10 protein-coding genes are annotated in these 11,458 nt (G+C 70.9%); 8 read left to right on the forward strand and 2 right to left on the reverse strand.

Annotated elements, in window-relative coordinates:
- Positions 1–423: a hypothetical protein gene (locus tag CP983_RS38780; protein WP_107911610.1), complete on the reverse strand. Its 423-nt coding sequence runs from the start codon at positions 421–423 to the stop codon at positions 1–3.
- Positions 424–627: 204 nt separating this feature from the next.
- Here CP983_RS38780 and htpG point away from each other — a divergent pair, with 204 nt between their 5' ends.
- Complete coding sequence (gene htpG, locus CP983_RS38785; RefSeq protein ID WP_150504904.1) at positions 628–2,538, forward strand: molecular chaperone HtpG; 1,911 nt, start codon at positions 628–630, stop codon at positions 2,536–2,538.
- 97 nt (positions 2,539–2,635) lie between these two features.
- Entirely contained in the window at positions 2,636–3,046 is a 411-nt protein-coding gene (locus CP983_RS38790) for a VOC family protein (protein WP_125525211.1), read from the forward strand.
- 15 nt (positions 3,047–3,061) lie between these two features.
- Here CP983_RS38790 and CP983_RS38795 read toward each other — a convergent pair whose 3' ends face one another.
- Positions 3,062–3,586 (reverse strand): hypothetical protein, encoded by a 525-nt coding sequence (locus CP983_RS38795; RefSeq protein ID WP_150504906.1) that lies wholly within the window; start codon positions 3,584–3,586, stop codon positions 3,062–3,064.
- Between the two features lie 259 nt (positions 3,587–3,845).
- Here CP983_RS38795 and CP983_RS38800 point away from each other — a divergent pair, with 259 nt between their 5' ends.
- The 6 genes from CP983_RS38800 to CP983_RS38825 all read left to right on the forward strand — a co-directional run bounded on the left by CP983_RS38800 (position 3,846) and on the right by CP983_RS38825 (position 11,457).
- A complete protein-coding gene (locus tag CP983_RS38800; RefSeq protein WP_150504908.1) occupies positions 3,846–5,357 on the forward strand; it encodes a Y4yA family PLP-dependent enzyme in 1,512 nt (503 codons plus the stop codon).
- Positions 5,354–6,676 (forward strand): pyridoxal-phosphate dependent enzyme, encoded by a 1,323-nt coding sequence (locus CP983_RS38805; protein ID WP_150504910.1) that lies wholly within the window; start codon positions 5,354–5,356, stop codon positions 6,674–6,676. The genes CP983_RS38800 and CP983_RS38805 overlap by 4 nt, the downstream gene beginning before the upstream one ends.
- A gap of 40 nt (positions 6,677–6,716) precedes the next feature.
- Positions 6,717–7,898, forward strand: a complete 1,182-nt coding sequence (locus CP983_RS38810; protein WP_229914830.1) for an aminotransferase class V-fold PLP-dependent enzyme — start codon at positions 6,717–6,719, stop codon at positions 7,896–7,898.
- 94 nt (positions 7,899–7,992) lie between these two features.
- Positions 7,993–8,757 (forward strand): class I SAM-dependent methyltransferase, encoded by a 765-nt coding sequence (locus CP983_RS38815; RefSeq protein WP_150504914.1) that lies wholly within the window; start codon positions 7,993–7,995, stop codon positions 8,755–8,757.
- A gap of 171 nt (positions 8,758–8,928) precedes the next feature.
- On the forward strand, positions 8,929–10,053 hold the full coding sequence (locus CP983_RS38820; protein WP_150504916.1) for a GNAT family N-acetyltransferase: 1,125 nt from the start codon (positions 8,929–8,931) through the stop codon (positions 10,051–10,053).
- A gap of 162 nt (positions 10,054–10,215) precedes the next feature.
- Positions 10,216–11,457, forward strand: a complete 1,242-nt coding sequence (locus CP983_RS38825) for a DegT/DnrJ/EryC1/StrS family aminotransferase (protein ID WP_150504918.1) — start codon at positions 10,216–10,218, stop codon at positions 11,455–11,457.
- The last annotated feature ends 1 nt before the right edge of the window (position 11,458 follow it).

Genomic DNA, 11,458 nt, shown 5'->3' on the forward strand with positions numbered 1-11,458 from the left:
TCAGCGGCACTGCGGGAGCTGCGACTTCCACGTGTTCGGGCCGCCAGTGTCCAGGTACCAGTCGTTGACGTAGCCCCAGGACCTGGGTGTGGAGACCTGCATCCAGTAGCGGTAGCCGTGGCCGTCGGCGTCCGGGTCGCCGGTGGTCCAGCAGGACAGTTCGAGCCATTGGCCGTTGCCGTAGCGGGCGACCTCCCCCGCGCCGTAGCGCGGTTCGGTGCGCATCACCAAGGACGAGCCCGGGTCGATGCCGATCACCTGGGCGCAGCGCGCCGGGTCGCCCGGGCCCGCGCCGGGGCACGGACGCGGGACGGCCTGGGCGGGCGCGGCGGTGAACAGTCCGGCTCCGGCGAGCAGGACGGCGGCTGCCCCCGTGACGGCCGCCGGCCTGCGCCGGGTCGAGAGCAGGCGTGAAGTGGGCATCGGCTCCTCCGTTTGATCGTGCCGATCGTCGATGCCCTTCGACCCTGGCAGTGAACGGGGCGGCATACAGCCTGTGATGTCTCAGGGTGGCGCGGGACCCCGTGAGGGAGGGCTCTGTCGCGATCGCCGCACTCCGCGCTGACCTCGTGTCTTACAGTGACTGCGACCAGTTCCGGAGTCGAACCTGTGAGGTAGTCGCCAACCATGCCGACCGAGACGTTTGAGTTTCAGGTAGAGGCCCGTCAGTTGCTCCAGCTGATGATCCACTCGGTCTACTCGAACAAGGATGTCTTCCTGCGCGAGCTCGTCTCCAACGCCTCCGACGCGCTGGACAAGCTGCGTCTGGAGAAGTTGCGGGACGACGCGCTCGACGCCGATGTGTCCGACCTGCACATCGAGATCGACATCGACAAGGAGGAACGGACCCTCACGGTCCGGGACAACGGCATCGGGATGTCGTACGAGGAGGTCGGGCGGCTCATCGGCACCATCGCCAACTCGGGCACGGCCACCTTCCTCAAGGAGCTCAAGGAGGCCAAGGACGAGGGCGGGGCCGAGGGGCTCATCGGCCAGTTCGGCGTCGGCTTCTACTCGGGCTTCATGGCGGCGGACGAGATGACGCTGGTGACCCGGCGCGCCGGCGAGTCCCACGGCACCCGATGGACGTCGCGCGGCGAGGCCACGTACACGCTGGAGACCGTCGACGACGTGCCGCAGGGCACCTCCGTGACCCTCCACCTCAAGCCCGCCGACCCCGAGAACCAGCTCCACGACTACACCTCGCCCTGGAAGATCAGGGAGATCGTCAAGAAGTACTCGGACTTCATCACCTGGCCGATCCGGATGGACCAGGAGCCCGGCGCGACCGACGGCGAGGACGCCGAGACGCCCGAGCCCGAGACGCTGAACTCGATGAAGGCCCTGTGGGCGCGCTCGCGCGAGGAGGTGTCCGACGACGAGTACCACGAGCTGTACAAGCACATCAGCCACGACTGGCGCGAGCCGCTGGAGACGATCCGCCTCCAGGCCGAGGGCACCTTCGAGTACCAGGCCCTGCTCTTCGTCCCCTCGCACGCCCCGCACGACCTGTTCACGCGGGAGTACAAGCGCGGCGTCCAGCTCTATGTGAAGCGCGTCTTCATCATGGACGACTGCGAGGCACTGCTGCCGCCCTACCTGCGCTTCGTCAAGGGCGTCGTCGACGCGGCCGACCTGTCGCTCAACGTCTCCCGCGAGATCCTCCAGCAGGACCGGCACATCCGGATGATGCAGCGCCGGCTGACCAAGAAGGTGCTGTCCACGGTCAAGGAGATGATGACCAAGGAAGCGGAGCGCTACGGCACGTTCTGGCGCGAGTTCGGCACGGTCCTCAAGGAGGGCCTGGTCACCGACTCCGAGAACAGCGACGCCATCCTCGCCGTCGCCTCCTTCGCGACCACGCACGCCGACGACGAGCCGACCACGCTCACCCAGTACGTGGAGCGGATGAAGGACGGCCAGGACGACATCTTCTACATCACCGGCGAGTCCCGGCAGAGCATCGAGAACTCCCCGCACATGGAGGCGTTCCGGGACAAGGGCATCGAGGTCCTGCTCCTGACCGACCCCGTCGACGAGGTGTGGGTCGACACCGTGGGCGAGTACCAGGGCAAGCGGCTGCGGTCCGTGGCCAAGGGCGAGATCGACCTCGACGCCGAGGGCGACGAGAAGGCCGAGGGCGAGCGGGCGAAGCAGGCGGAGGAGTACGCCGGACTGCTCGGCTGGATGGGGGAGCAGCTCGGCGAGGACATCAAGGAGGTGCGCCTGTCGACGCGGCTCACGGTCTCCCCGGCCTGTGTCGTCTCGGACGCGCACGACCTGACGCCGGCCCTGGAGAACATGTACCGGGCGATGGGCCAGGAGGTGCCGGCCACCAAGCGGATCCTGGAGCTCAACCCCGAGCACCTGCTGGTGAAGGGCCTGAACCAGGCGTTCAAGGAGCGCGAGGACCGCTCGGGGCTCGTCGAGTCCGCCGAGCTGCTGCACACACTCGCGGTGCTCGCCGAGGGCGGCCAGCCGAAGGATCCGGCACGCTTCGTGAAGCTGGTCGCGGACCGTCTGGAGCGCACCCTCTAGCCGGCTCGTGCCCCATGTGGCCGTGTGCGCGGGCCGTTGTCAGTGGCCCGCGCTACGTTCCTTGGAGTCGGCTCACGGCCCCACGCATGGAGGAACCATGGCCTCGCGTCTCAACCCCTACATCACCTTCGCCGGCGACGCCCGCCAGGCGCTGGAGTTCTACAAGGAGGTCTTCGGCGGCACGCTGAACCTCAACACGTACGCCGAGTTCGGCCAGAAGGACAGCCCGCTGGCCGACAAGATCATGCACGGCATGCTGGAGGCGCCCAACGGCTTCACCCTGATGTGCGCCGACACCCCGACGGACGACCACAAGCCGGGTAACAACATCTCGGTGAGCCTGAGCGGTGACGACGACGCCGAGCTGCGCGGCTACTGGGAGAAGCTGTCGGACGGCGCCCATGTGACCGTTCCGCTGGAGAAGCAGATGTGGGGCGATGTCTTCGGCATGTGTACCGACCGCTTCGGCATCACCTGGATGGTCAACATCGCCGGGCAGGGCGGCTGAGCGGGCCGAGGGTCCCTACTGCGGCAGCCAGGCGCTCAGGGCTTGGACCAGGCGGTCGAGCGCGGGCTCCTCGGCGGACAGGTCCGTCCTGACGGTGCGTCCGCCGAACCGCAGCGTGTACTGGAACAGGTCCGCCGCCTGCATGTTCTTCGTGAAGTCGGAGACGTCGTCCAGCGCCGGGTCGCCCAGCAGTGTGCGCAGCTCGGTGAATTGCGCCGCGCTGGTCCGGCGCACCGCGCGCTCGCCCTTGTCGGTGGTGTGCACGGTGCCGTCGCCGCGCAGGGCCACCTCTTTCTGCACACCCGCGAAGCCGCCCGTGACCTCCATGGTCACCAGCAGCTGATCCGGCCCGGTGACGGGGACCGGCGACGGACGGGGGGACCCCGAGGGCGGCGTCGCGGGAGTCGGCGATGCGGGAGCCGAGGGCGATGCGGCGGTCGGAGTGCCGGCCGCCGCGTCCGTCCGCTCGGCGCCGGCCGCGCCCTGCTCGGAAGCGCAGCCGGCCAGTCCCAGCAGCCCGGCCACCATCACAACCGCCATCCGCCTACCGAACACAACAACCCCATCCGTGGATCGTGTCGACTGGAGTGTCCCTATCACGGAACAGCCTGTTCCGGGCCGAGCCGCCACCCGCGCGCCGGGCACCGGTGATTTTCGGCCCACCTGTTGACGTACCGCCCAGCAGTGCAGGTACGGGGCGTAAACCACCGGATGCCGGGAAAGGAGCTATACGGCAAACCGCGGGGAGTGGTCGTCAGCGCCCGGAGTGTCGGGCCCGAAGCGCTGGGGAGGGCCGGGCATGGGCGGGCAGCCCTTGTATCTCGAACCGCGGCTGGAATCGCGGCTGCGCTCCTTGGTGCACTCCCCGGAACTGCTGCACACCCTCACCGACGCCCTCGGGTCGCCGCTGAACGTGCTCGTGCCCGACCAACTCGCGGACAACCTCGCTCGGTTCCGCTCGGTGTACGGCACCCACCACCTCTCCGGCCAGGTGTTCCTCGCCCACAAGGCCAACCGCTCCAGCGCCCTGCTGCGCAGACTCGCCGCCACGGACGCCGGCGTGGACGTCGCCTCGCTGGGCGAGCTGCAGCACGCCCTGGGCGCCGGACTCACGCCCGACCGGATCACGGCGACCGGGCCGAAGAACCCGGAGTTCCTGTGGCTGGCGGCCCGCACCTCGGTCACCGTCAGCCTCGACACGCGAGACGAACTGGAACAACTCGCCACGCTGGTCCGGGGGCACGCCCTGCCCCGCACCCGTGTCCTGCTCCGGCTGTCGGGCTTCGAGGCGTCCGGCGTACGGGTACTGACCCGGCGCAGCCGATTCGGCACCGCCGTACGGGAGACGGCCCCGCTGCTGGAGGCCGTCGAACGGCACGCCGACGCGCTCGACCTGGTGGGGGTGGCGTACCACCTGGACACCACGAGCCTGAGCGAGAAGGCCCTGGCGCTGGAGGGCTGTCTGCGGGTGCTGGAGGAGTGCCGCAGCCGTGGGCTCAGGCCCCGGGCCGTCGACATCGGCGGCGGCTTCGGCGTGAACTACCTTGCCGACGGTGGCCAGTGGGAGCGGTACACGACCGCGCTCACCGAGGCCGTCATGGGCATCCGCCCACCCCTGGCCTATGGCGGCCACGGCTACGGACTGCGCAACGAGGCGGGCACCCTGCGCGGCGCGCTCGGCCTGTACCCGGCCCACCGTCCGGTGGCCGCGGCGGGCTACCTCGACGAACTCCTCTCCCAGCCGGCCGCCTCCCTCGGCGGCCGGCCCCTGGCCGCGCTGCTCCTGGAACACCTCTACGACCTGCACGTCGAACCGGGTCGCGCCCTGCTCGACCAGTGCGGACTGACCCTGACGAAGGTGCTGGAGGTGCGCGACGACGAGGCCGGCGGCCTCCTCCACATACGCCTGGCGGCGAAGGCCGACGACGTCGCGCTGGAGGACCACGGCGTGCTGCTGGACCCCGTCGTCGTCCCACGGCATCCGATGAACGCCGAAGGCACGGACTTCCCACCTCGCACCACGACCGGCTCGGGAACAGGAACCGAGCCGGTCGCCGCGTATCTCTTCGGCAACCTGTGTCTGGAGGCCGACCTGATCACCCGCCGCACCGTCTTCCTGCCCCACCGCCCCGCCCCCGGCGACCTGTTGGCCTTCGCCAACACGGCCGGCTACTGCATGGACTTCCACACCACCCGTGCCCAGCACCAGCCCGCCGCGCGCAAGGTCGCCGCCTGGCAGGAGGGCGGCAGATGGCGCTGGTGCCTGGACGACCAGTACTGGCCGACCACACCCGTGGGGGGAGCTCAGTGAGGTACGACAGCATCACCGACGCCATCGGCAACACACCGCTGGTGCGCATCGACCCGGCCGTGCACGGCCTGAGCCACATCGACCTGTACGCCAAGCTGGAACTGCTCAACCCCTTCGGTTCGGTGAAGGACCGGGCCGCCTGGAACATGGCCCGACCGCACCTGTCCGCCGCCGCTCCGGAGCAGGGCGGGCAGGTCGTGGAGCTGTCGAGCGGCAACACCGCCAAGGCCCTAGCCGTCCTCGCGGGCATGCACGGCCGGACCTTCAGAAGCGTCACCAACCGGATGCGCATCCCGGAGATCAAGGACCTGCTCCTGCTGCTGGGCGCGGAGATCGAGGAACTGCCCGGTCAGAGCGAATGCCTGGATCCGACCGCCACGGACGACCCGCTCACCCAGTTCCACCGCGCGCTCTCCGAGCCCGGCAGCACGTTTGTGCACACCGACCAGTACTTCAACCCGCGCAACACCGAGGCCCACTTCACCGGCACCGGACCGGAGATCGTGAAGGACCTCGACGGCCGGGCGCCGGACTGGTTCATCGCCTGTGTGGGGACCGCCGGCTCGTCCACCGGGGTCGCCCGAGCCCTGCGCGAACACGACCCCGCCGTACGGGTCGTCGGCCTGGTCGCCGCCAAGTCCGACTTCGTCCCCGGCATCCGCACCATCGACGAGGCGCACGAGGTGGGCCTGTTCGACCCCGGCACGTACGACACGATCGAGTCGGTCGGCGCCGACGAGGCGATCGAGGGCATGCTGACCCTCAACCGCCGCTGCGGCATCCTCGCCGGACCCACCGGAGGCGCCGCCTACTTCGGCGCCACACGCCAACTCAAGGACGTCGACGCCGAACTGACGGAGCGGCAGTCCGCCGTCTTCATCGTCTGCGACCGCGTCGAGAGCTACCTCAGCTACGTCCGCCGGCGGCGCCCCGACCTCTTCGGCCGCCCGCGTCGCGGCAATTCCCCTGCCGACCTGACCGACACCGAGGTCCGTACGGCACCGGCCATCGGTGTCATCGACGCGCTGGCGTGGATCGCCACCGGGGAACCCCTCGTCGTGGACCTGCGCGGCCCGCACGCGTATGCCGCCCTGCACATCGACGGGTCGGTCAACATCGTCGACGAGCTCTTCGAGGAACTCCTGCACGGCGGGCTGCCGTTCAGCCACAACCGCCCGGTCCTGCTGGCCTGCCCGGTCGGCGAGAAGTCCGCCCGCTACGCCGCCCTGCTGACCCGGATGGGACACCCCGACGTGCGCAGCCTCACCGGCGGCATCATCGCCTGGCGCGACGCGGGCGCACCCCTCGTACGGGACTGAGCCGATGGCCGCATCCAGGACGGACGGTCAAGTCCCCGCCATGATCACGGAGTTGGCCGAGTGGCAGCGTGCCCTGCGCGCCCAGTTCCCGATCATCACCGCACACCCGGAACTGGCCTACCTCGACAGCGCCGCCACCGCCCAGAAACCGCAGGCCGTGCTGGACGCCGTGCACACCTACCTCACCACGACCAACGCCAACGCCGGGCGCGGCACCTACACCTGGGCCAACCGGACCACCACCCTGGTCGAGGAGGCCCGCGACCGGGTCAAGCTCTTCCTCGGTGACCCGGCACCAGAGCGCTCGAACGTGCACTTCACCAGCGGGACCACCGAGGGCCTGCGCGGCGTCGCCCGGGACTGGCTGCCCCGGCTGCTCACCGACGGGGACGAGATCGTCGTACCCGTCGCAGACCACGAGGCGAACATCGCCCCCTGGCTGGAGACGCGGCGGGAACTGGCCGGGCAGGGCGTGCACATCCGCGTGCGGCCGATGCCGTACCAGGCCGCGTCCGGCGACTACGACCACACCGCGCTCGCCGAACTGGCCGGCCCTCGCACCCGGTTCGTCGCCGTCAGCCACGTCCACCACGTGTACGGCGCCGACATGAACGTGCACCGCATCCGCCGCGCGGTCGGCCCGGACACCGTGATCTGCCTCGACGCCGCCCAGAGCGTCGGCCATCTGCCGGTGTCGGTGGCCGATCTCGACGTCGACTTCGTCCTGTTCTCCGGCCACAAGGCGATGGCCCTGCCCGGCACCGGCGTCGTCTGGGCCCGCCGGGCCCGCGGACCGGAGTTCGCGCCGGGCGGCTGGGCGGGCACCCCCAACACCGTCGGCATCGCCTCCCTGACCGCGGCCCTGGACTGGCTGGACGCCGCGGGCACCGACCGGATCGAGCGCTGGACCGTCGCCCTCGCGGCGCGGCTCACCGAGGGCCTGCGCCGTCTCGACGCCTACGAGATCCTCGGCTGCCAGGCCAGTCTGGCAGCCGACTCGCCCGTGCAGCGGCGCCAGGGCATCGTCACCCTGCGCCATCACGCCATCGACTCCTCGGACCTCGGCTTCATCCTCTTCAGCCACGGCTTCATGGTCCGCTCCGACCAGCACTGCCAGGGCGGCGCGGGGGAGAAGACGGGCTCCGTGCGCGTGAGCCTGCACGTCCACAACACCGTCGAGGAGGTGGACCGGCTGCTGACCGTCCTTGCCTCCCTCGGGTGAAGAGACACCGCCCGGCGTAATGGGAACCGTTTCCACCTGTAGTGTCGCGCCGACAGAGTGACTCGGATGCGAGACGGCGAGGTGGCACGACCGGATGGGGCTGAGCCTGGCGACGGCGGAGCGATGGGTGCACCGCTGGGAACTCCAGCAGCAGCGGTACGCCGTGGACCGCGAGGAGCGCTTCACGGTGATCGCCGATGTCGTCGAGCAGTCCGTGGCGGGCCGCCCCGCCCGGCCGCTCGTCGTCGACCTCGGCTGCGGCCCCGGCTCGCTGGCGGCCCGGCTGGCGCGGCGACTGCCGTACGCGGACCTCGTGGGCGTGGACATGGACCCGCTGCTCCTCGAACTCGCCCGCACCCACCACGCGGACGCCGCCCGCTACGTCGACGCGGTCATCGGCGAGGAGGGCTGGACCCACGCCCTGTGCCTGGACCGCCCGCTGGACGCCGCCGTTTCGACGACGGCCCTGCACTACCTCGGCCCGGACGCCCTGTACCTCCTCTACCGGCAGCTCGCGGCACTGCTGCGGCCAGGCGGCGTCCTCGTCAACGGCGACCACTTCCCGCACGACGACACCGCGCTCGCCGCCCTCGCCGGATGCGTCGGCCGCCGCCACGCCGAGCGCCGGCACGCCCTCGCCCACGAGGACTGGGACTCCTGGTGGACGGCCGTCGCGAAGGACCCCGAGCTGACCGACCTGCTCGCCGAACGCCGGCGCAGGCAGCCGGCGGGCGGGGCGGGATGTGCGGCACACCTGTCGGCCTCCGCACATGAACGGCTGCTGCGGCGGGCGGGTTTCGGGCACGTCGGCACGGTCTGGCAGTACGGCGACAGTCAGGTGCTGGTCGCGATCCGCTGACTGGCCGTGGCTCCCTGGTCACCAAGCACTGCTAAAGGATTCATCAGGCACCTTGACAGCGTGCGTACTGTTTCGCGACGTTTGAGCCTCGCCACAAAGTTCGACATGGGGGAAACGGTGGCGACGCGCTGAAAAGCGTGACTTGGGGGGCATTTGGGGGGAGCGGTCGCCATGCGATCCACGAGCGCCATCACGATTCACAGACCCGAGGAGCTGAGCGAGCAGCTGCGCCGGGCGTGGCACCGGGCGATGGAGGAATCGCCCGACTACGCCAACCCTTTCCTGGCACCGGAGTTCGCACTCGGGGTCGCCAGGTACCGCAAAGGGGCGTACGTGGCGGTCCTGCACCAGGGCGGGGAGGCCGTCGGTTTCTTCCCGTACGAGCGCAACGCCTACGGCGTAGGCCGGGCCATCGGCCTCGGACTGTCCGACTGCCAGGCTCTGGTGCACCGGCCCGGGGTCACCTGGGACACCCGCGAACTGCTGAAGGTGTGCGGGCTGTCCGTGTTCGAGTTCGATCACCTCGTCGAGGAACAGCAGCCGTTCGGCCCGTACGTCACGGGCACGTTCGCCTCGCCCGTCCTCGACCTGAAACCCGGCGAGGGCGGCTACCCGGAGTGGCTGCGCGCCACCTACCCGGGGCTGGCCAAGACGACGCTGAAGAAGGAGCGCCGCCTGGGACGCGACGCGGGCGAGGTGCGGTTCGTCTACGACGAGCGCGACCCGCGCATGTTGCGCACCCTCATGCGGTGGAAGTCCGCCCAGTACCGCAGAACCGGACGGATGGACCGCTTCTCCAGACCCTGGATCGTCGACCTGGTCGACCACCTCTTCCAGGTCCGCGAGGAACACTTCACCGGCATCCTGTCCGTCGTGTACGCCGGTGACCGGCCGGTCGCCGCGCACTTCGGGCCGAGATCGCGCTCGGTGTTCGCGGCCTGGTTCACGGCGTACGACCCCGAGTTCGGCTACTACTCACCCGGACTGATGATGCATCTGCGGCTGGCTCAGGCCGCGGGCCGGGACGGCGTGACGCTCATGGACTTCGGGCGCGGGGAGAAGGAGTACAAGGACTGGCTGAAGACCCGTGAGCTGCGGGTGGCGGAGGGGTTCGCGGCGCGCCCGCACCCGGTGGCGACGGCCCACCGGATGTGGCGCAGACCGGTGCGCGGACTGCGCAACACGGTCCTGGCCCATCCCCGGCTGCGCGAGCCCGCCGACCGGCTGCTGAAGACCGTCGGCACGCTGCGCACCTCCGGCCCCCCGGCCCGACCGCCGGGCGCGGGAGCCCGCTGAACCGGACGGCGACCCGCCTTCGTCACGCGCACACGCCGGCGCCGTGACCCTGGCCCCGCACGGCCTCGGGTCCCTCGCACGCCCGCCTCGAACGGCGTTCGAGAGTGCGCACCGCCCGCTCCGGGCGACCCTTCGTCGGACCCTTCCACGGAAGAGGTGACCATGCCGTACGGATCGCGGCTCGCCGCGATGATGACACGGCGCATCGGACGCGAATGCGTCTACACGCCCTCGGCCCGACTGGCCCTGTACCTGGCGCTGCGGCGCTGGTGCCGGCCGGGCGGACGGGTGCTGATGTCCCCGGTGAACGACGACGTGATCCTCTTCGTCGTCCTCGCCGCCGGACTGCGCCCGGTCCAAGCCCCCGTGTCCCAGTGGGACGGCAACATCGACCCGGCCGCCGTACCGGATTCCACCTGGCGCGACATCGACGCGGTCCTGACCACCAACCTGTACGGCCTGCCCGACCGGGTCGTCGAACTGCGCCGCCGCTGCGACCAGTTGGGGATCCCCCTGATCGAGGACGTGGCACACGCGATCGGCACGCACGTGGACGGCCGGCCGATCGGCAGCTTCGGGACGGCCGCGGCGTTCAGTCTGTCCAAGCACGTCGCCGCGATGGCCGGCGGCTTCCTCGCCGTCGACGGCACCCGCGCCCGCCGCGAGCTGGAGCTGCTGCGCGACGACCTGCTCACCCCGCGCCGGCTGCGCGACGACCTGGCCACCACCCTGCGCCCGCTGGCCCGCTCCACCGTGCGGACCCTCCGGCTGGTGCGCCCGGCCTGGCGCACCATGCAGCGCCTCGGCCTGCTCGAACGCGACGACTTCCGCATGGCCCTGCACGCGCCCCGCCTCGCCGGCAGCGCCCGCCACGCGCCCAGCCTGGCCGCCTACGAACCCTGGGTACGCGTCGACCTGCACGGCTTCCGCTCCCGCCACGGCGCCCTGGTGCGCGGACAGCTGGAGCTGCGGATGGCACTGCTCGACGGCGACCTGGCCCGCCGCAGGGCCGGCGTCTCGCTGCTGTCCGGCACGACCTGGGCCACCCCGGCGCTGCGCGAGCGGACCTCGCAGGAGGGCCCGCCCTCCCTGTTCCGGGTGCCGCTCCTGGTCCACGACCGCGACGCCCTCGTGGAACGCCTGGTCGACCACGGCGTCGTCGCGGGCTACATCTACGACCCGCCGCTCGACGACTACGCCGGAGCCGAGTTCGTCGAACCGTCCCCGTCCCCCGCTGCCGCCCGCTGGTTCGCCGCCCACACCCTGCCGGCCGACCCCCTCGTGGCCCGCAGGGTCATCGGTGCGCTGACGAAGGAGAAGGCGACCCCGGCGCACCCGCCGATGACGGCCCAGCTGCCCGAACCCGACCCGACGACCACTCCGCCCACGCCCCTGGGCCAGTAGC

Origin of the sequence: Streptomyces chartreusis (assembly GCF_008704715.1) — a bacterium.
GTDB classification, from domain to species: Bacteria; Actinomycetota; Actinomycetes; order Streptomycetales; family Streptomycetaceae; genus Streptomyces; species Streptomyces chartreusis.